Origin of the sequence: Dyella terrae (assembly GCF_004322705.1) — a bacterium.
Taxonomy (GTDB): domain Bacteria; phylum Pseudomonadota; class Gammaproteobacteria; order Xanthomonadales; family Rhodanobacteraceae; genus Dyella_D; species Dyella_D terrae.
In genome coordinates this window covers 1-18,904 of the sequence record NZ_SIZZ01000004.1, presented here as the reverse complement: position 1 = coordinate 18,904, position 18,904 = coordinate 1, and the positions used below count along the sequence as shown (strand labels likewise).

General features: G+C 64.8%; 17 protein-coding genes. 8 read left to right on the top strand and 9 right to left on the bottom strand.

All coding sequences use genetic code 11. The features are described from left to right. The first annotated feature begins 54 nt into the window (after positions 1–54). On the top strand, positions 55–915 hold the full coding sequence (locus tag EYV96_RS17500) for an NAD(P)-dependent oxidoreductase (RefSeq protein WP_131152887.1): 861 nt from the start codon (positions 55–57) through the stop codon (positions 913–915). A 125-nt stretch (positions 916–1,040) separates the two neighbouring features. Here the strand turns inward: EYV96_RS17500 and EYV96_RS17495 are convergent, their stop codons facing one another. From EYV96_RS17495 to radC, 4 genes are all read right to left on the bottom strand, one after another. After that, positions 1,041–1,784: a bestrophin-like domain gene (locus EYV96_RS17495; RefSeq protein ID WP_131152886.1), complete on the bottom strand. Its 744-nt coding sequence runs from the start codon at positions 1,782–1,784 to the stop codon at positions 1,041–1,043. Between the two features lie 152 nt (positions 1,785–1,936). Then, complete coding sequence (locus EYV96_RS17490; RefSeq protein ID WP_131152885.1) at positions 1,937–2,656, bottom strand: SPOR domain-containing protein; 720 nt, start codon at positions 2,654–2,656, stop codon at positions 1,937–1,939. Beyond that, positions 2,657–4,345, bottom strand: a complete 1,689-nt coding sequence (argS, locus tag EYV96_RS17485; RefSeq protein ID WP_131152884.1) for an arginine--tRNA ligase — start codon at positions 4,343–4,345, stop codon at positions 2,657–2,659. 717 nt (positions 4,346–5,062) lie between these two features. After that, positions 5,063–5,734 carry a RadC family protein gene (radC, locus tag EYV96_RS17480; protein ID WP_131152883.1) on the bottom strand — a complete coding sequence of 224 codons (672 nt, stop codon included), beginning with the start codon at positions 5,732–5,734 and terminating at the stop codon, positions 5,063–5,065. Positions 5,735–5,830: 96 nt separating this feature from the next. On the opposite strand from radC, the gene coaBC reads away from it, so the two are divergent. The 3 genes from coaBC to EYV96_RS17465 are packed head-to-tail and all read left to right on the top strand — an operon-like array spanning position 5,831 to position 9,849. After that, positions 5,831–7,036, top strand: a complete 1,206-nt coding sequence (coaBC, locus tag EYV96_RS17475) for a bifunctional phosphopantothenoylcysteine decarboxylase/phosphopantothenate--cysteine ligase CoaBC (protein WP_131152882.1) — start codon at positions 5,831–5,833, stop codon at positions 7,034–7,036. A gap of 11 nt (positions 7,037–7,047) precedes the next feature. Next, positions 7,048–7,503, top strand: a complete 456-nt coding sequence (dut, locus tag EYV96_RS17470) for a dUTP diphosphatase (RefSeq protein ID WP_131153082.1) — start codon at positions 7,048–7,050, stop codon at positions 7,501–7,503. 27 nt (positions 7,504–7,530) lie between these two features. Beyond that, complete coding sequence (locus tag EYV96_RS17465) at positions 7,531–9,849, top strand: phosphomannomutase/phosphoglucomutase (protein ID WP_131152881.1); 2,319 nt, start codon at positions 7,531–7,533, stop codon at positions 9,847–9,849. A gap of 192 nt (positions 9,850–10,041) precedes the next feature. On the opposite strand, the gene EYV96_RS17460 is transcribed toward EYV96_RS17465, so the two are convergent. The 3 genes from EYV96_RS17460 to EYV96_RS17450 form a co-directional block, all read right to left on the bottom strand. Next, on the bottom strand, positions 10,042–10,686 hold the full coding sequence (locus EYV96_RS17460; protein ID WP_131152880.1) for a DUF4124 domain-containing protein: 645 nt from the start codon (positions 10,684–10,686) through the stop codon (positions 10,042–10,044). Between the two features lie 101 nt (positions 10,687–10,787). Beyond that, entirely contained in the window at positions 10,788–11,435 is a 648-nt protein-coding gene (gene pyrE, locus EYV96_RS17455) for an orotate phosphoribosyltransferase (protein WP_131152879.1), read from the bottom strand. A gap of 22 nt (positions 11,436–11,457) precedes the next feature. Next, positions 11,458–11,955: a GNAT family N-acetyltransferase gene (locus tag EYV96_RS17450; RefSeq protein WP_131152878.1), complete on the bottom strand. Its 498-nt coding sequence runs from the start codon at positions 11,953–11,955 to the stop codon at positions 11,458–11,460. 36 nt (positions 11,956–11,991) lie between these two features. Between EYV96_RS17450 and EYV96_RS17445 the strand changes: the two genes are divergently transcribed. From EYV96_RS17445 to EYV96_RS17435, 3 genes are all read left to right on the top strand, one after another. Further along, positions 11,992–12,765 carry an exodeoxyribonuclease III gene (locus EYV96_RS17445; RefSeq protein WP_131152877.1) on the top strand — a complete coding sequence of 258 codons (774 nt, stop codon included), beginning with the start codon at positions 11,992–11,994 and terminating at the stop codon, positions 12,763–12,765. Next, complete coding sequence (locus EYV96_RS17440) at positions 12,755–14,065, top strand: AmpG family muropeptide MFS transporter (protein WP_425478756.1); 1,311 nt, start codon at positions 12,755–12,757, stop codon at positions 14,063–14,065. The genes EYV96_RS17445 and EYV96_RS17440 overlap by 11 nt, the downstream gene beginning before the upstream one ends. A gap of 225 nt (positions 14,066–14,290) precedes the next feature. Next, on the top strand, positions 14,291–14,596 hold the full coding sequence (locus EYV96_RS17435; RefSeq protein ID WP_131152876.1) for a hypothetical protein: 306 nt from the start codon (positions 14,291–14,293) through the stop codon (positions 14,594–14,596). On the opposite strand, the gene EYV96_RS17430 is transcribed toward EYV96_RS17435, so the two are convergent. Together EYV96_RS17430 and EYV96_RS17425 are read right to left on the bottom strand one after the other, a co-directional pair. After that, complete coding sequence (locus EYV96_RS17430; protein WP_131152875.1) at positions 14,593–15,714, bottom strand: anhydro-N-acetylmuramic acid kinase; 1,122 nt, start codon at positions 15,712–15,714, stop codon at positions 14,593–14,595. The two genes, EYV96_RS17435 and EYV96_RS17430, sit on opposite strands and share 4 nt — an antisense overlap. An 11-nt stretch (positions 15,715–15,725) precedes the next feature. After that, positions 15,726–17,171 carry an OapA family protein gene (locus tag EYV96_RS17425; protein ID WP_131152874.1) on the bottom strand — a complete coding sequence of 482 codons (1,446 nt, stop codon included), beginning with the start codon at positions 17,169–17,171 and terminating at the stop codon, positions 15,726–15,728. A gap of 184 nt (positions 17,172–17,355) precedes the next feature. Between EYV96_RS17425 and tyrS the strand changes: the two genes are divergently transcribed. Continuing rightward, complete coding sequence (gene tyrS / locus EYV96_RS17420; RefSeq protein WP_131152873.1) at positions 17,356–18,567, top strand: tyrosine--tRNA ligase; 1,212 nt, start codon at positions 17,356–17,358, stop codon at positions 18,565–18,567. The last annotated feature ends 337 nt before the right edge of the window (positions 18,568–18,904 follow it).

Genomic DNA, 18,904 nt, shown 5'->3' with positions numbered 1-18,904 from the left:
ACCATGGGCGGCTCGGTATTTAGCCGTCCAAATCCCCGAACCTGAGGACTACCCATGACTTTGCAAGCAGCCTTTATCGGACTTGGCGCGATGGGCGCGCCCATGGCTGGCCACCTCAAGGCCAGGGGGCTGCTGCATGCCGTGGGTAATCGCACGCAGTCCAGGGCCGACGCCCTGGCGCGCGAGCTGGGTGTGGTGGCGCCGTCCTTGCCGGAGCTGGCCGCGCAGTGCGATGTCATCGCGTTGTGCGTGACGGCGGATGCCGATGTGCTTGCCAATGTCGACGCGCTGGCCCCGCACCTGAAGAAGGGCGCGATCGTCATCGATCATTCGACCGTTGCCCCGTCCACCGCCAAGGCCGCTGCGGCAAAGCTTCAGGCCGTGGGCGCGTATTTCCTCGATGCGCCGGTGTCGGGAGGCGTGGAAGGTGCGCGAAACGGCAAGCTGTCCGTGATGGTGGGCGGTGACGCCGAGGTGCTGGAGCGCGCGCGCCCGGTGCTGGAGGCATATGCGCTGCGCGTCACCCATTTGGGCGACATCGGTGCGGGACAGGCGACCAAGGCAGTCAACCAGGTGCTGGTGGCCGGCATTGCCCAGGCGGTCTGCGAAGGCCTGGCGCTGGGTGAGGCGCTGGGCCTGGATCCGGAGCGGCTGATCCCCACGCTTGGCGCGGGCGCGGCGGGCAACTGGTTCCTGGAAAAGCGCGGCGCGACCATGTTGCGCAACGAGTTCTCGGTGGGCTTCAAGCTGGGCCTGCTGCACAAGGACCTGGGCATCGTGCGCAAGATCGCCACGGAAGCGGGCACCGATCGCAGCGTGATCGAGCGCTCGCTGTCGGATTACGCGGACCTGATGAGCCAGGGTTACGGCGATGACGACATCTCGGGGCTCATCCGCCTGAAGCGAAAGCAGTAAGGGGCACGCGTTCCGCGCTGTGAAGCCGCCTGCGGGGCAGGCGGTAAACGGTGAACAGCGTAGAGCGTCACCGCGCATTTACCTGTTTGCGGTTCACCGTTTACCCGCTCGCGCAGCGAGTGACTTCACCAAACCCGAAGCGCCCTCTGCACCTCCAGCATCGCCTGCTGGGAAACCAGGATCGATCCGGAAGCTGGCCGATCGAGGTCGGCCACGCAACTGACCGAAAGCACGATCAGCAGTATGGCCAGTGCGCTGGCTATGGGCTGGTGCCCACGCCGGAAGCCCATCAGCATGGCGGCGAGAAGGCAAAAGGCGAGGAGGGTCGCCAGCAGGGTCGCGGGGAGACGGGCCTTGCGCGATACCTCCCGTGCGCTGGCGACTTGGAACATGTACGCCGTTGCCTCCGTCAGCGCAGGTGGCACGCGAAAGTCGTGCAACACGGTCTGCACCCGCGACCAGATCTTTTGCTGGAGTTCGCCGGTGCGCTGGATGCCGGCCTCTTCCTCCATGGGTGTCGGAGCCCTGCCATAGGCGAGGCGCGCGTCGACGTAAGATCGAAGCAGCGTGCGCCAGGCGGCGCGCTCGCTGGCTTCCAGGCGATCGGCGTGGTTCCAGACGGCATCGATGGCGCTGGCCTCCCTGACGACCAGCTCACCTCGCTCGTCATAACGATGCAGAGCGAGCACGAGGACGAATCCGATCGACAAAGCCAGCAAACCCAGTATCGACGCCAGCAGAAAGCTGTCGTCCGATGCATGCGTCTGGCGCCGGCCGGCGCACGCACGGACCTGGCGTCCAACGCACCAGGCGGCGCTCATCATCAGGAGCAGGCAGAGCGCCAGCAGCCAGACGGGAAGGTGAAGCATGGTCTCCCACATCCTGAGTATCCTTGTTCCGCGCGATCCGTCGTAAGGAACATCTTGACCCAGTGCGCGAGGTATGACGCTGACACAGGACAGAAAAAAAGCCGCAGCTCGCGCTACGGCTTTTCCAAACGACGTGAAGGCCGACCCTTCGCTTAGCGGCCTTCCTTCAGGGCGATGGCATTGATGCCTGCCGAGGAGAGGCGCTGCTTGGCCGACTCCAGCTCGGTGGCCGACTTGAACGGGCCCAGGCGCACGCGGTTGTAGGTCTGGCCGTTGACGTTGACGGACGCGACATTGGCGACGAAGCCCTGCAGCGCCAGCTTGGCCTTGAGGGCTTCAGCGTCGGCAGCACTCGGGAAGGCACCGACCTGCAGCAGGTAGCCCGTGCCGGCGGCCTGCGGAGCCGGCGTTGCGGCCGGTGCGGCGGTGATGTTTTCGGTGACGGCGGCCGGGGTATTGGCCGGCGGGCGCTGCTGGGCCGCCTGCTGGGCGGCAGCCTGTTGCTGTGCCTGCTGCACGGCGGCCTGTTTCTGCTGTTGTTCGGCACGGGCCTGGGCGCTGATTTCAGCATCCGGAATGCGCACTTCCTTTTCCGACAACACGGAATAGAAATCGAACTGCGGCTTTTTCGGCGCCGGTGCCGATTCGTTGGCCGACGGCTCGACTGCGCCCGCGTCGCTGCCGCGCTGGGCGGTGGCTTCGGCATTGGGCTGCGGGGCATCGCTGGGACGCGCACCGATCGGCAACTTGCCACGCATCGCGAACATCAGCACGGCACCGACCAGGATGCCGACGATGGCCCAGCCCCAGGCCGGGAAACCACCGCTGTTGTTGCGCACGGCCTGACGGCCTTTGCCCTTGCGTGGTGCCATTTACATGCTCTCCGGGGCGCTGAGGCCCAGCAAATCCAGACCGTTCCTGAGCACCTGGCGTGCCGCCACCACGAGGGCGAGGCGGGCGTCGCGCAGGTCCTTGTCGTCCACCAGGAACTGGTACGAGTTGTAGTAGGTGTGGAACGCGTTCGCCAGTTCACGCAGCCAGTTGGCGATCACGTGCGGCTCGAGGTTGGCCGCAGCCGCCTCGACCTGCTCCGGATACTTCGACATCTCCGTCAGCAGGATCTGCTCGTGTTCGTTGTCCAGCCTGGCGAGCTGAGCGAGCCCATTGTCCAGATCGAAGGTGAACCCTTTCTCGCCGGCCTGGCGCAGCACGCTGCAAACGCGCGCATGGGCGTACTGGATGTAGTACACCGGGTTGTCGTTGCTCTGCGAGCGGGCCAGGTCGATGTCGAACACCAGCTGCGAGTCGGCCTTGCGCGAGATCAGGAAGTAACGCGTCGCGTCCTTGCCCACTTCGTCGATAAGGTCGCGCAGGGTGACGTAGCTGCCGGCGCGCTTGGAGATCTTCACCTCTTCGCCGCCGCGCATGACCGTGACCATCTGGTGCAGCACGTATTCCGGCCAGCCCTTGGGGATGCCGCAGTCGAGCGCCTGCAGGCCGGCCTTCACGCGAGCGAGGCTGCCGTGGTGATCGGAGCCCAGCTCGGTGATGGCGCGCACGTAGCCGCGCTGCCACTTGCTGCGGTGGTAGGCCACGTCCGGGACGAAATAGGTGTAGGTGCCGTCGGACTTGCGCATCACGCGGTCCTTGTCGTCACCGAAATCGGTGGAGCGCAGCCACAGCGCGCCGCCTTCTTCATACGTGTGGCCGTGGGCGACCAGCTCGCGCACGGTCTCGTCGACCTTGCCGTCGGTGTAGAGCGACGACTCCAGGAAGTACGTGTCGAAGCCGACGCCGAAAGCCTGCAGGTCCAGGTTCTGCTCGCGGCGCAGTGCGGCCACGGCGAAGTGGCGGATGGCTTCGAGATCTTCCGCATTGCGCGCGCCGGTGACGATTTCACCATCGGCCTCGACCGACTCGCCCGCCATATAGGCGTTGGCGACGTCGGCGATGTAATCACCGCGGTAGCCATCTTCGGGCCAGCCCTCGACGCCCGGTGCCAGGCCGCGCGCACGCGCCTGCACGGAAATGGCGAGGTTCTGGATCTGTACGCCGGCATCGTTGTAGTAGAACTCGCGCTTGACCGACCAGCCGGCCGCATCGAGCAGGCGGCTGAGGCAGTCGCCGATCGCGGCCGCGCGGCCGTGACCGACATGCAGCGGGCCGGTAGGGTTGGCCGAAACGAATTCGACGCCCGCGACCACGCCCTGGCCCATGCTGCTGCGGCCGTAGGCATCGCCTTCCTGCATCACGCGGCGCACTTCCGCGTGGTAAGCGCCTGGCGCAAGGAAAAAGTTGATGAAGCCCGGGCCGGCGATATCGATCTTTGCCACGAGGGCGTTGGTCGGCAGGGCGGCCACGATCTTCTCCGCCAGTTCGCGCGGCTTGGCGCGCGCCGGCTTGGCCAGCAGCATCGCCACGTTGCTGGCGAAATCGCCGTGCTCCCGGCTGCGCGTACGCTCGATCACGAAGTTAGGCACCTCGAGGTCGGCGGGCAGGGTGGAGTCGTTTTGCAGGGACCGAATGGCCTGCAGCAGCAGTTCGCGCAGCGCTTGTTTCACGGGAAGAAATCAGTGTTCGACAGGACCGGCAATGCTAGCAGAGCCGGCCTTCCGACTTGGGGTCATCGGGGGCATAAATTCGGGCCGGGAAGCGACCTGGCGCGCCCTTCGCCGGGCACTGGGCGATCGCGTGACCGTCCCTGGGACGTATCCACCCCAGACCGACCCGCCTGTGGATAACTCTGTGGGGAAAGTTTTTTGCGACGAAGCCCGAATGCGAGCTTTTCACGGGCGAAATGCAAATGAAATCTTTGAAAAGCCATTTAATCAATAGCTTAGAATGCACTTCTGAGGTCGCCGCCACATCCCGCCCCGGAATGGCCGCCACTGGGCCGGTGTGCATAAGTTTTGCGGCTATTTCCCCGGGCAGAGCACATCACCCCTTCCGAAATGGCGTCACGTGCCTGTCATGATGCGTTGCGACAATGCGTCCCGTATCCCCCAGCACCCTCCCCGCTGGCGCGGTACGCGAGACACCGTTCCTCTCAACTCCCCAAAAAACGGTCCACGGCGCGGTCCCTCACCGCGCCGTTTTCTTTTGGGGTGGGGCCGCTCGCTGCGCGAGCTGTGAATTCGCCCGCTGCGCGGGCTGTAAACGGTGAACAGGTAAGAGCAGGCCCAGGCGACCGTGAGCTTTGCTTTTCTCCGTTTACCGTTCACAGCGCCGCAGGCGCGAATTCACAGCGAGCGCAGCGAGCGGCCCCACGGCGCGCCGACTCACACCCACCCGCGTTCGGCCATCGATACCGGGTCGCCGGATCCGATGACGAAGTGATCGAGCACCCGGACGTCCACGAGGCCCAATGCCTGGACCAGTTCCTTCGTGATGCTGCGATCGGCGGCGCTGGGTTCTGCGACGCCCGAAGGATGGTTGTGGGCCAGGATCACCGCACAGGCGTTGTGACGCAGGCAGGCGCGGACGACTTCGCGGGGATGGACGCTGGCGCTGTTGACGGTCCCGCGGAACATCTCTTCGAAGGCCAGCACGCGATGTCGGTTGTCGAGGAAGAGGCAGGCGAAGACTTCATAGGGAAGGTGTCGCAACTGCGCGCGCAGGAAGGTGGCGCTGGCCTGCGGGCTGGTGAGCGGGTCGCCACGGGTCAGTTGCTCGGCCAGCGAACGGCGCGCCAGTTCGAGCGACGCGATCAATCGTGCCCGCTTGGCCGGCCCCAGGCCGGTGACGCGGGGAAGGGCCTCCGGCTGCGCAAACAGGGCGTGCAGGCCGCCGGCCTGCGTGATGAGCTCGCGTCCCAGGGCGATCGCGTCCATGCCGCGCACGCCACTGCCCAGCATGACAGCCATGAGCTCGGCATCCGACAGGGCCGAGGGACCGCGGGCGATCAGTTTTTCGCGCGGGCGTTGCCCCTCGGGCCAGTCTCGGATGCTCATCCGTCCAGCATGGCAAGGCGGGTTCCGGGCGTGCATCAGTGCCTGAACATGAATCCGGTAAGCTACCGCTCCGCACGTTTGTAAGGCCGGTCCGATATGCAGCTTTCCAACCGACGCATCCTGCTGGGCGTGTCCGGCGGCATCGCCGCCTACAAGTCCTGTGAGCTGGTCCGCCGCCTCCGTGACCTGGGCGCCGAAGTGCGCGTGGTGATGACCGAAAGCGCGACCCACTTTGTCAGCGCTACCACGTTCCAGGCCCTTTCCGGTCAGGCTGTGCGCGTCAGCCTGTGGGACGAGCAGGCCGAAATGGCCATGGGCCATATCGAGCTGGCGCGCTGGGCCGAGCGCATCATCATCGCGCCGGCCAGCGCCGATCTGATTTCCCGCCTTGCCCACGGCATGGCCAATGACCTGCTGACCACGCTGTGCCTGGCCAGCGGCGCCCCGTTGTTTGTGGCGCCCGCGATGAACCAGCAGATGTGGGCCCATCAGGCCGTGCAAGAAAACATGGATACGCTGCGCCGCCGTGGCGTGCACGTGCTGGGCCCGGCCTCGGGTGACCAGGCCTGCGGGGATATCGGCTCCGGCCGCATGCTTGAACCGCACGAGATGCGCCAGGCGCTGGTCGACTCCTTCGGCAACGGTGCCCTGCGCGGCCTCAAGGTGGTCGTCAGCGCCGGCCCGACTTACGAAGACATCGATCCGGTCCGCTTCATCGGCAACCGCAGCTCCGGCAAGATGGGTTTCGCCGTCGCCGAGGCGGCCGTGCATGCCGGTGCCCAGGTGACCCTGATCGCCGGCCCGGTCGGTCTGCCGTCACCGGCTGGTCTTCGCCAGCGTGTCGACGTCCGCAGCGCGGCCCAGATGCATGCCGCGGTGCTGGCGGCGTCCCAGGACGCCCAGATCTACATCGCCGCCGCCGCCGTGGGCGATTACCGCCCGGCCGAAGTGGCCGATCACAAGATCAAAAAGCAGGCCGGGGCCGACCTGACCCTGCAGCTGGCCGAGAATCCGGACATATTGGGCAGTCTTTCTGCTCAAACCGTGCATCCCTTCTTGGTCGGATTCGCCGCGGAAACGCATGATGTAGCGGCTTACGCCCAAGACAAGCTCAAACGTAAAGGACTGGACATGATCGCCGCCAACCAGGTGGGCGGTGGCCTCGGTTTCGAAGCCGCCGACAACGCCCTGCAACTCTTCTGGCCCGGCGGTTCGCTGTCCCTGGCGCGTGCGAACAAGGATGAGCTGGCGCGCCAGCTGGTGGCCCAGGTGGCCGAGCGTTACCAGGCGGTGCGTGCATGACCGGTCGCGCCGTGGTCGACGTGGAACTGAAAATCCTGGATGCCCGACTGGGTGACTCGATCCCGCTGCCCGAGGCGGCGACCATCGGCAGCGCCGGCATGGACCTGCGCGCGGCCATCCACGAGCCTCTGACGCTGGCGCCCGGGGAAAGCGCGCTGGTCGCCAGCGGCATCTCCATCCATATCGGCGATCCGGGCTGGTGCGCGCTGATCGTGCCGCGTTCAGGGCTCGGGCATAAGCACGGACTGGTGATGGGCAATCTGGTAGGTGTCATCGACGCCGACTACCAGGGCCCATTGATGATTTCCTGCTGGAACCGCGGCCAGCAGCCGTACACCGTGGCGGTGGGCGACCGCATCGCCCAACTGCTGCTGGTGCCGGTGGGTCAGGCGCGGCTCAAGGTCGTCAGCGAATTCGCGCCCTCGCAGAGGGGTGAGGGCGGTTTCGGTTCGACTGGCGTCAACTAACGAGATTCGACCTGTAGGGGACAGGGCATGGCAAAAGACTCCACGAGGGGGCGGCTGGGCAGGCAGGTCGATGTGCGCGGGCTGATCATGCTCGCGCTCGGAACCTTGCTTGTGATGGTCGGACTATTCGGGCTCTGGCAGACATGGATGGTGTTCGACGAAAACGACGCCAACGCACGCGTGCACCACGCGCAGGATCAGGCTGCCCAGGCCATCGCCGGTGAGATCGCCCAGCAGCGCGTCGCGCTGATGAGTGCCCTCGGTGGCCTCGATCCGCACACCATCCAGACAACGCCCAGGGAAACGGCCGACAGCCTGCGCGGACGCCTCCCGCAAGTGAAGGTGCTGGAGTTCTACTCCGGCTCGCTTGACGAGGTGCTTCACGCGAATTTCCGCGATTTCGGCTATGCCAAGGCGGCTCAGCTGATGGCGGCGCAATCGGCTGACGGTGCCACCCTGGCTCAGTCAGTCGTGGCACGCGATGGCGAGCGCCGGCTGACCCTGGTGTTGCCTGTGGGACAGGCGCAGAGGCCTCAGGCGTGGGCGTGGTTCGAGTTGCCGTTCGAGGGCGTGAAGCAGCGTTTCGAATCCATTCCGCCTGAGGGGGGCAGACTGGAACTTCGGCAAGGCGATGACCGCACCGATCTGCGCCTGTTGGCCAATGGTTCGTCATCGGCCTTGAGCGAAAATGTCGGTAAGCAGGTTGCGGGAAGCACGCTGACTATTGTGGCAGCGCTCCCTGGCGCCTATATCGTCGTGCCGCGTACGTGGTGGCTCGATGCATTGGTGGCATTGCTGTGCCTGGCAGGCGGTGGCTATTTGTTATGGATGCGCGCCCACCCCCGTGGCGCCAGGATTCAACCCGAGGAACCGATTTTGTCCGACCTGATTGAGAACACCCCGGAACCGGCAACGCCGGCCCAGACGCCCAAGGCCAAGCCCGCCGTGGCACCGCCCGCACCTGTGCAGGTCGACCCGACCATTTTCCGCGCCTATGACGTGCGCGGCGTGGTGGGCAAGTCACTCACGGCTGACGTAGCGCGGCTGCTCGGCCAGGCCATCGGCACCGTGATGCGCGAGAAGGGCCTCTCTGAAATCATCGTGGGCCGCGACGGTCGCCTGTCGGGCCCCGAGCTCGCTGGCGCCCTGTCCGATGGCCTGCGCGAAGCGGGCATCGACGTGATCGACGTCGGCGCAGTGCCGACGCCGGTCGTTTATTACGCCGCTTACCGCTTCAACACAGGCAGCGGCGTGGCCGTGACCGGCAGCCACAATCCGCCGGACTACAACGGCTTCAAGATTGTCGTTGGCGGCGAGACGCTCTCCGAAGGCGCGATTCAGGATCTCTATCACCGCATCGCCAACAACGCGCTTGAGCGCGGTGGCAAGGGCAAGATCCGTCAGATCGACGTGGTGCCCGATTACATTGACCGCATCACCTCCGACGTGCAGGCCGAGCGCCCGATGAAGATCGTGGTCGATTGCGGCAACGGCATCCCGGGTGCCGTGGCGCCGAAGGTGCTCGAAGGCATTGGCTGCGAAGTCATCCAGCTGTATTGCGAGGTCGATGGCACCTTCCCGAACCATCACCCGGACCCGTCCGATCCGCACAACCTCGAAGATCTGATCCTTGCCGTGAAGAGCACCGGCGCCGATCTCGGCGTGGCGTTCGACGGCGACGGCGATCGCCTGGGCGTGGTCACCAAGGAAGGCGAGATCATCTTCCCGGACCGCACGCTCATGCTCTTCGCGCGCGATGTGCTGTCCCGCCAGCCGGGCGCCACGATCATTTATGACGTGAAGTGCACGGGCCACCTCAAGGGCCAGATCCTCGATGCCGGCGGCAGCCCGTTGATGTGGCGCACCGGGCACTCGCTGATCAAAGCGAAGATGCGCGAAACCGGCGCGGAGCTGGCTGGCGAGATGAGCGGCCACTTCTTCTTCAAGGAGCGCTGGTACGGCTTCGACGACGGCATCTATGCCGGTGCGCGACTGCTGGAAATCCTGGCAGGCGACCTCGAAGAGCGCACGCCCGAGCAGATCTTTGCGACCTGCCCGAAGGGCGTGTCGACACCCGAACTGAAGATCGAAATGGCCGAAGGTGAGCACTACAAGTTCATCGAGAAATTCCGCCAGGTGGCGACCTTCGGCGACGCCGCCCTCACCACCATCGACGGCGTTCGCGCCGACTGGCCGGATGGTTGGGGCCTGGTCCGTCCGTCCAACACCACGCCGATCCTCGTGCTGCGTTTCGATGCGGACAACAACGAGGCGCTCAAGCGCATCCAGGGCGTGTTCCGCGAGCAGTTGCTGAAGGTGGATGCGGGGTTGAAGCTGCCGTTTTGAGGCGGTGGGGCCGCCCACTGCGTGGGCTGTGAACAGTAAAAGGTGAACGGAGAAAAGCGCGCTTCTTTGAAGGGCGCTTTTTCTTTGGGTAATGCCACGGAATCCGATAGCAAAAAAGCGCACCCTGTGGAGCGCGCTTTTTCTGTTCACCGTTCACCGTTTAACCCTTCACAGCCCGCAACGCGGGCCAACTCACTTCCCCTGCGCCGCCTTCAGATCCCGATAGTGCCGCAACTGCAGCTCCATCCGCTTCGCGGTGGCGTCGCGATTGTCCTGCTGGCGCTCCAGCGTCGTGCGCTGGTTGGCGACCACGCCGCGTTGCTTGGCAATGGAGTCGGTGAGGTATTTCGGCACCGGCTGCTTGGCGCGCTCCAGGTCGCCGGCGCGGCCGAGCAGGTCGGTCAGTGCCTTCTCCTGGCTGCGCAGGTTGATCTGCGTGGTGTTGATCTGCTGGTCGATATTGTCCAGTTCCTGCCTGAGCACGGCGCGATAGGCATCTTCGTTCGGATAGGCGGACAACATCTGCGAATCGCTGCGCACCTGCTCCTGGGCCGAGCGCTGCTGCGCGGCGAGGGCATCGGCCTGCTTCTTGGCTTCGACCTTTTCCTCGGCGTTGAGCGTGCGATCGATGTGCCGCACCACGATGCCGCGGTCATTGACGATGTCATAGCCGTTCTTGATGGCGTCCGTCGTCAGGCTGTCGCTGAAATGCAGGTTTCCCTGGCTGTCATGCCATTTGTAGCGAAGGGAACTTGGCGAAGTTTTGCTCGGAAAGGCGTGTGCGGCCATGCAGGCCATCATCGCCACGCCAGCGATTATCGAAACGGTTTTGCGCATGGACTTCCCCCTTGAAGGGCGAAGTATAGCCTTCGCTGTCCCGGGGTCAGTCGCCGTCACCGATGTTGGTGTGACGCCGGTCCCCATTTGATGTGGCTTGCTCATGCGGTCACGCCATAGGTATCCCGATAGGCCAGCAGGCGAGCGTAATGATCGGCCAGGTCGGGCCGCTCGCCGGTATAGGCCATGACATCGGTCAGGCTGGTAATCGCGATGACCGGGATGCCGTAATCGGCGGTGACTTCCTGGGCCGCGGACAGCGCGCCCTGGCCGCGCTCCTGGCGGTCGAGCGCGATCAGCACGCCGGCGGGCGTAGCGCCCTGGGCGCGGATCAGCGCCAGCGATTCGCGCACCGCGGTGCCGGCGGTCATCACATCGTCGACGATCAGCACGCGGCCCGTCAGCGGAGCGCCCACCAGCACGCCACCCTCGCCGTGGTCCTTGGCTTCCTTGCGGTTGTAGGCCCAGGGCAGGTCGCGGCCGTGCTCGTCGGCCAGGGCGATGGCCGTGGCCGCCGCGAGTGGAATGCCCTTGTAGGCTGGCCCGAACAGCATGTCGATCTGCAGGCCCGAATTGACCAGGGCAGAAGCATAGGCGCGACCCAGCCGGGCCAGTGCGGCACCCGTGTCGATGCGGCCCATATTGAAGAAGTACGGGCTCAGCCGGCCGGACTTGAGCGTGAATTCGCCAAAGCGCAGCACGTCGCGCTGCAGGGTCAGATCGATGAAGTCGCGCTGGTAGTCGTGCACGGGAGGTCTCGCTGGCGGTCGGTCAGGGAAGGGGACGCACGAGCACGTGTTGCGGCCCGGCGCGGCCACCATGGTACAGCCCCCCGTGCTGGACGAAGCCGGCTCGACAATAGAGCGCCAGCGCGGCGGTATTGCGGCAATTCACGGTCAGCACCACCTGGCGCGCCTCGTGGTGGCGTGTGGCCATGTCGCGGATCAGTGCCGTCATCACAGGCTGGCCCAGACCACGCCCCTGCCAGGCGGTATCGATGAAAAAGGAGCGCAGGCCGATCGAGGGAACCTCGAAGTCCCGGTCGACCACGCTGCTGGCCGCATGTTCGATGCGGTAGTAACCGATCGGCACGCCGTCGCGGAGAATCGCCATCGGCGTGCTCCCCGCGCATTGCTCGGCATCGAGCAGGGAGACCTGCACCGGCCCGACGAACGCGGCCTGCTCCGGGCGCACGCTCAGTGCGAGCACCGCCGCCCGGATGTCCGGCGTCACGATGGCCACGACAATCGGGAAGGCGAGTGTGGACATGGTTGCTATGATGGCGCACCCCACCAGGAATTCACCATGCGCATCATCAGCTTGAACGCCAATGGCATCCGATCCGCCGCCAACAAGGGCGTCTTCGAGTGGTTGCGTGCGCAGAAGGCCGACGTGGTCTGCCTGCAGGAAACCAAGGCGCAGGAAGACCAGCTCAGCGATCCGATGTTTCGCCCGGATGGCCACCATTGCTTCTATCGCGATGCGACCAGCAAGAAGGGCTACAGCGGCGTGGCGATTTACGCCAGGCGCGAACCCGACCAGGTGATCACCTCGCTGGGCTGGGACGAGTTCGACAACGAAGGGCGTTACATCGAAGCGCGTTTCGGCAAGCTCAGCGTGGTGTCGCTCTATGTGCCGTCGGGTTCGTCCGGCGATGAGCGTCAGCAGTTCAAGTTCAAGGTGATGGACTGGATCACGCCGATCTTCCAGGAATGGCTCGAAAGCGGCCGCGACTACGTGATCTGCGGGGACTGGAACATCGTCCACACCAGGAACGACATCAAGAACTGGACCTCGAACCAGAAGAACTCCGGCTGCCTGCCCGAAGAGCGCGCCTGGCTGGACCTGCTGTTCCAGCAGCGCGGCTGGGTGGACAGTTTCCGCGCCATCCGCGGCGCGGACGATGTCGAGTACACGTGGTGGTCCAACCGCGGCCGCGCGCGAGAGAACAACGTGGGTTGGCGCATCGATTACCAGGTGGTGTCGCCGTCGCTGCGCGAGCGCCTGAAGCATTGCTCGGTGTATCGCGACGAGCGTTTCTCCGACCATGCGCCCTACACGGTGGACTATGCCGACTGAGGTCAGCGCCGATACGCCCAAGCCCGCTCGCGTTTCGGTCTGGAAGGCGTTTTCGCAGCCAGCGGCGTGGACGATGTGCCTGCTGGGTTTTTCCTCTGGCCTGCCGTTCTTGCTGGTGGCCGGTACCCTGGCCTTCTGGTTGAAGGAAAAGGGCATCGACCTGAAGGACATCACCATGATCGCGAGCGCGGGCATGACCTACGCGTTCAAGTTCATGTGGGCGCCCTTGCTCGACCACTGGCAATTGCCGGGTTTCCGACGCCTCGGGCAACGCCGGGGCTGGTTGTTGTTTTCACAGATTTGCGTCGCCATCGGCTTGCTGGCCATGGCCGTGCTTACGCCGGTGCAGCTGGCGCCTTTCGTGGCGGTGACCCTTTTGGTGGCGTTTTTCGGCGCGACGCAGGACATCGCGGTCGATGCCTATCGCATCGAGATTGCGCCCGTGGAAGCGCAGGGCGCGCTGGTGGCGACGTACGCCCTGGGCTATCGACTGGGTCTGCTCCTTGCCGGCGCCGTGGCGCTGATCCTGGCCGATCACCTTCCCTGGCACGTCGTCTACCTGATCATGGCCTTCTCCATGCTGGTGCCGATGGCCGTGACGCTGGTCGCGCGTGAGCCTGATGTAATTCGCGTGCGTCCACAGGGCTGGGGCGAGGCCATGCGCGAGGCGGTGGTCGATCCGTTTACGGATTTCTTCCGGCGCTATGGCTGGTGGATCGCCGGGCTGACGCTGCTGTTCATTCTGCTGTTCAAGATTCCCGAGCAGGCCACGATCGGTGGCGTCATGAGCCCGTTCTACCGTGACATGGGTTTCACCAAGACGCAGATTGGCGCGGTGACCAAGATCTATGGCGTCTGGATCGGCATTGCCGGTGTGTTCGTCGGCGGTGCCGCCGTGGCCCGCTTCGGTGCCTGGCGCACGCTGGGGGCGGCCATGGTGATCTGCGGCTGCAGCAACCTGCTCTATCTGTGGCTGATGGTCCACCCCGGCAATCTGATGGTGCTCACGCTGGTGATCTCCTGCGAGAACTTTACGCTGGGCGTGCTGGGGCCGCCGACGGTGGCGTTCCTTTCATCGCTGGTGAACCGGCAGCACACGGCCACGCAGTACGCGTTGCTTAGCTCCCTGGTGAACCTGCCGGGCAAGGTGCTGGGCTTTTTCGCGGGCGGCATCGCCACGGCTGCCGGATACAGCGGGTTCTTTGTGCTGACGGTGGTAGCCCTCATTCCGGCCAGCCTTCTGTACGCCGCCCTGTGGCGCTTCCATCGGAGCAAGGAAGCCGAGCGGCTGGCGTCCTAGCGTTCGCGATGTCCACGAAAGGGGCCCGCGATGGCCCCTCTTGCGTCGCAGCCCTCACGCGACCTCGCCGGCGCACTTCACGCTTTCGCAAACTCATGCGTCCTTGCGCCTCCAGACTGCCAAACAGCCCGCAGATTCAGCCAAACGGCCGACTTGCGCCGCCGTAACCGCACCGTCACCATCCCTCGCACAGGGGCCCATGCGTGATTAGTCGGAGCGAGCGCTGTGCCGGACATCGTCATTCGTCACATCGACAGCCTCATGGCCGAGCGCATCAAGCAGCTGGCCAAGGAGCGGCAGTGGTCGATCAACGACGTGGTGCTGCATGCACTGCGCCACGGCCTGGGCATGAGCTCGGGCAACATCTTTGCTGAAACCATGCTCGATCCCGGCGAGCTTACGGTGCTGGCCGGGCAGTGGGACGCGAAGGAGAAAGCCGTTTTCCAGGAAGCCATCCAGGCGTTGTCGCTGGCGCGACCGACGCAGCTGGCGCCGGCCAACCTGGGACTGGACGATACGCTGGGCGCTTAGGCCCGGGGCGCCGGATACACCGCGCCGAGCACGCGAGGGCCGCGTGCGCCCGTCACGGCGGGCAGATTGCCGGGAAGACCCAGCAGCCGTTGCCGCGCGAGCCACGCAAAGGCCGTGGCCTCAAGGAAATCCGGATCGACGCCGAACCGCGCCGTGCTCAGCACGTTTGCTGGCGCAAGCAATTCGCCGAGGCGCTGCATGAGCGCAGCGTTATGGACGCCACCGCCGCAGGCGAGGACGTCCCGCGCATCGGCCGCGTGCTGACGGATGGCATCAGCGACAGTCCACGCAGACAGCTCGAGCAGCGTCGCTTGTGCATCCTCCGGCGAGAGTTCGGCCACGCGCGGGTGCGCGTCGAACCAGTGGAGATGGAAGTGTTCGCGTCCCGTGCTCTTGGGCGGTAGGGCAGCAAAATAGCTGTCGGCCAGCAGCGCATCGAGCAAGGCGGCGTCAACGCGACCCTGTCGCGCGAACGCGCCGTCGCGATCAAAACCTTCGCCGAGATGGCGCAGGCACCACGCATCCATCAGGCCATTGGCCGGCCCGGTATCGAATCCGAACACATGCCCATCGGCGCGCAACACCGTGATGTTGGCGATGCCGCCAAGATTGAGCACGACACGCGTCTGGCCTGGCTGGGCCAGCAACATCGCATGCACGGCCGGCAGCAAGGGCGCGCCTTGTCCGCCAGCGGCCACGTCGGCACGACGGAAATCGGCCACGGTGTCGATGCCCGTGCGTTCGGCGATCACGCTGGCATCGCCCACCTGGAGCGTAAAGGGATGTTCGCCTTGCGGACGGTGGCGCAAGGTCTGACCGTGCGAGCCAACGGCGCGAACCGTGGCCGGATCGGTTTGGGTGTGCGCGAGCAGCGCGAGCGTTGCTTGCGCGAACTGCTCGCCGATGGCGACATCGAGGCGACCGTAGGCGTCCAGATCCAGCCGCGTTTCATCCTGTGCCACGGCAAGGATGCGTTCGCGTAGCGGCGCCGGCCACGGATGGGCGATGGCACCGACAAGACGTGGTTGATCGTGATCGAACTGCACCAGCGCGGCATCGATGCCGTCAGCGCTGGTGCCGGAAATCAGGCCGATATACAGCGCCGAAGCATCATCCACGTTGTGGGAACTCAGTCGTCGTTACGCGTAGCGCCGCTGACGCGGGCCAGTTTGACGTTGGCATCGAGCGCCTTGAGGCGAGCCAGCTGCGGCTGCACTACGGTCGACTTGAACTTCGCCAGCTGCACGGCCGGAAGGGGCTCGGGCTTGGGCAAGGTGACCGTCTGCGGATCGCGCTGCAGGTTGTTGACGCGGAATTCGTAATGCAGGTGCGGGCCGGTGGCCAGGCCGGTCATGCCGACGAAGCCGATCACCGCACCCTGGCTCACGCGCTGGCCGAGCTTGACGTTGGCGAAGCGCGACATGTGGCCATAAGCGGTGCTGATGGAGCTGTTGTGCTGGATCACCACGAAGTTGCCGTAGCCATTCATCCAACCCTTGTACTTCACCACGCCGTCGCCAGCTGCATGGATCGGCGTGCCCGTGGGCGCGGCGTAATCCACGCCCTTGTGCGCGCGCATGCGGCCGAGCACCGGATGCATGCGTGCGGCGCTGAACTGCGAGGAGATGCGGGTGAAGTCGACGGGGATGCGCAGGAAGGACTTCTGGATCGGGCGACCGTCTTCGCTGAACCAGCCGTAGTTGCCATCGTCCTTCTTGAAGCGATACGCGGTGTAGCGCTTGCCCTGGTTCACGAACTCGGCGGCGACGATTTCGCCTTCGCGCAAATAGGAGCCGTCGCGATACACGTCGTCATAGATGACGGTGAAGCTGTCGCCGGCGCGCAGGTCTTGCACGAAGTCGATGTCGTATTTGAAGAGTTCGGCGAGCTTGAGCACCATCGCGCTGCTCATGCCCGCCTTGGAGCCTGCGGCAAACAGCGAGCTGTCGATCGTGCCGTGCGATACGTGTTCGCGACGCTCCACCTCGCGCACCTGCGCGGTTACGGTGGCTTTATTGCCGTCGTCGAAGCGCACGATGGCGCGATTCGATTCGTCTTTGTCGAAGCGGATGCCCTTGAGGCCGCCGTCGCTGCCCAGCAGGAAATCGAACTCCTGGCCAGGGCGGATATTGTGAAGTGCGGATTTTGCGGAGCCGGCTTCATCCATCACGCGCTGAAGATCGGTGAGGCTCAGGCCCTGGCTCTGGAAAATATCGGAGAGGGTCTGGCCGGGACGCACCTGCACGATGTGCCAGTCCTCGACCGTCGGGGCATGCACGACTTCGGGAAGGGTCTTGGGCAGGGCCAGCGGCAGCATCGCGTGCGCGGCGGGCGTCGGATCGGGCCGCATCGCGCTGGCCCAGGCGGGAATGATGAAACCGGAGAGTGCCGTGATCAGGAGGGCCGTGCCGGCGAGCATCCAGCGCTCGCGATGCCAACGAATCGGCTCATGCTCGGTGTGACTGCAGAAAGACCAGTGCGAGAAGCGTTCGTAGAAATGAGAGTGGCGACGCTGCGCCTTGCGGCGGATAGCCTGCTTCCGCGCTGCGCGCGCAATCTGCTTTCCCTCTCCCATGCCCTGTTGCCCCGCGGTACAAATTCTAATAATGGGGCGTACCATAACGGCCCCGTGTAAAGGGCGTCAACGCCTTTTCCATCAATGATTTGCGTGAACTTTCCGGTTAACGCACAATTAACGCCCCGATGTGACAGCCATCGTCAATTTCGACTGTCGAGACACATAAATCGTTGAGGATTCCATGAAAGAGCTTGAGCAGGCGCTAGCTACGATTGCGCGCGGCGCCGACGAAATCATCAAGCAGGAAGAACTGCTCGAACGCCTTAAGAGCGGTCGTCCGCTCCGCATCAAGGCGGGTTTCGACCCCACGGCGCCGGACCTGCACCTGGGCCATACCGTGCTGCTCAACAAGATGCGGCAGTTCCAGGATCTCGGCCACCAGGTCATTTTCCTGATCGGCGACTTCACCGGCATGATCGGCGATCCGACGGGCAAGAACGTCACGCGCAAGCCGCTGACGCGCGAAGACGTGCTGGCCAACGCCGAGACGTATGCCGAGCAGGTCTATAAGGTGCTGGACCGCGAGAAGACCGAGCTGCGCTTCAATTCCGAGTGGTTCGGCCAGATGACGGCGGCCGACATGATCAAGCTCGCCGCGCAGCACACGGTGGCGCGCATGCTCGAGCGCGACGACTTCGCCAAGCGTTATGGGTCGCAGCAGCCGATCGCCATTCACGAATTCCTCTATCCGCTGGTGCAGGGTTACGACTCCGTCGCGCTCAAGTGCGACGTAGAGCTGGGCGGCACCGATCAGAAGTTCAACCTGCTGATGGGGCGCGCGCTGCAGGAGCACCACGGCCAGCTGCCGCAGATCGTACTGACCATGCCGCTGCTCGAGGGCCTGGACGGCGTCAACAAGATGTCCAAGTCGCTGGGCAACTACATTGGTATCAATGAGCCGGCCATCGACATCGTCACCAAGACCATGAAGATCGGCGACGAACTGATGTGGCGTTGGTTTGAGCTGCTTAGCTTTGACGTGTCGCTGGCCGAACTGGCCCAGATGAAGGTGGACATCGCCAGCGGGGCGCTCAACCCGCGTGACGCCAAGCTTCGCCTGGCGCGCGAGCTGGCCGCCCGCTTCCATGGCGCCGAGGCCGCCGAGCTGGCCATCGCCGGCTGGCATGCCGTGGTGCGCGGGGAGGGCGACACGAGTCTGCTTCCTCTTACAGAGGTAGTGGTGCCGGCCGAAGGCCTGCGCCTGCCCGCGCTGCTGACGGCCGCCGGCCTCACGGCCAGCAACTCCGAGGCAAACCGCAAGCTCAAGGAGCGGGCGGTGCGTATAGATACAGAGGTGGTGGAAGACGCCCAGCGCGTTTTCGAGGCCGGTTTCGAGGCCGTGCTGCAGGTGGGCAAGCGCAATTTCGCCCGCGTGCTCCTCAAGAACGGCTGACTACGGCGAGTTTTCGGCCGTGGCACGCCCTGGCCGAAAACTCGATTCTCAGCGTGAACAAGCGCTTACGTGAAACTTCAAAAAATCTTCACGAAATCGCTTGCCAAGGGGTGGGGGTCTACCTATTATTCGCCCCCCGCCGCAGGCCAACGCCTTCCGACGGCAACACCACGAAGCAAAAGATTCTCGCAGAAAGGTGTTGACGGATACGGAAGACGATGTATAGTAAGCGGCTCACCCGGGACGAAATGTTTCGGGGCGATCGGAAGAAACGGTCGCAAGTGATTGATCTTTGACAGTGTGCGCAGGTGACTTGTGTGGGCGTCTTGCGGTGGAT